Below are 1,491 nucleotides of genomic sequence, written 5' to 3'. Positions count from 1 at the left end.
GCGCGAGGCGGCCGGCCTGCTGCTGCGCGAACTCGCCGACCCCGCCTATCCGGGCCGGGAGGACGCGTTCACCCTCAACGAGACGCTGTCCGCCGCGGACTGGGCCTGGTCCTGGCGGGTCTCGGGCGCGCTTCAGCATCAGCCGGTCCGCGCGCGCCAGCACCGCGGCTCGGGCCTGGACGCCTGGTCCCGCCTGCCGGAATGGGAGGACGAAGCGCCCCGCGGCGAGGCCGGCTCGGCTCCCGTCGACTCGGAGAGCGCCCGCATCCGGCTGGAGAAGCTGCTCCAGGCCTCGGGCCTGGACGAGACCCGCCCGACCCAGTCCGACTACGCCGCCGAGGCCGCCTTCGCCTTCTCGCCCCGCAACGAGGAGGCCGGCCCGCGTGCTGCTGGCGGAAGCGGGCACCGGCACGGGCAAGACCCTGGGCTACCTCGCGCCCGCCAGTCTTTGGGCCGAACGCAACGCCGGCGCAGCCTGGGTCTCGACCTACACCCGCGCCCTCCAGCGCCAGATCGACCGCGAGAGCGCCGCCCTCTGGCCCGACCCCGCCGAGCGCAAGCGCAAGGCCGTCGTCCGCAAGGGACGCGAGAACTACCTCTGCCTGCTGAACCTGCAGGAGATGGTCCAGGCCGCCCAACTCGGAAACGGCGACCTGATCGGCATGGCCCTGGCCAGCCGCTGGGCGATGCATTCGCGCGATGGCGACATGACCGGAGGCGACTATCCCGGCTGGCTGCCCGGCCTGTTCGCCACGGCCCCCTCGCATCAGGCGTCCGCCGCCAACCTGGTCGATCGGCGCGGCGAGTGCGTCCACGCCGCCTGTCCTCACTACCGGACATGCTTCGTCGAAAAGACCATCCGCGCCAGCCGGCGGGCGGACCTGGTCGTGGCCAACCACGCCCTGGTCATGACCCAGGCCGCCTTCGACGGCGCCCGCTCTGCGCGGGGTCTGAAGCAGGACGGCGAGACCGCGGCCCTGAAGCGCATCGTCTTCGACGAAGGCCACCACCTGTTCGACGCCGCCGACAGCGCCTTCTCGGCCTGCCTGTCGGGCCAGGAGGCCGCCGAGCTGCGCCGCTGGCTGCGTGGGCCCGAGGGCCGAGGCCGGCGCGGACGCGGCCTGGAGCAACGCCTGGGCGATCTCTGCGCCGGCAACGAGGCGGCGACCAAGGCCCTGCAGGACGCCGTCCACGCCGCCGCCCAGCTGCCCGGCGAGGGAGTTTCGGGCCGCATCGCGCCCGCCTCGGGCGAGGTCAATCCGATCGGTCCGATCGAACGGTTCCTGGTCGCCGCGTTGGAACAGCTCCGAGCACGGACGGACGAGACTCCCGGCGGCGGCGAGTTCGGCATGGAATGCTCGCTGCGCCCGGTCACCGACCCGGTGCTGGAGACCGCGCGCGAGGCCGCCAAGGCCCTCGCCGCCGTCGAGGCGCCGCTGCTGGCCCTGTCGCGCCACCTGGAGGACATTCTCGACGACGAGGCCTCCGAAC

General features: G+C 73.6%; 1 pseudogene. It reads left to right on the top strand.

Features of this window, described 5'->3' with window-relative positions:
- Positions 1-1,491, top strand: a pseudogene (locus AC2W7C_RS17785) (ATP-dependent DNA helicase); the annotation flags it as partial.

The sequence above is a fragment of the Brevundimonas sp. CURTG3B2_SDJG genome (assembly GCF_057364705.1).
This window is presented reverse-complemented; position numbering and strand designations above follow the sequence as displayed.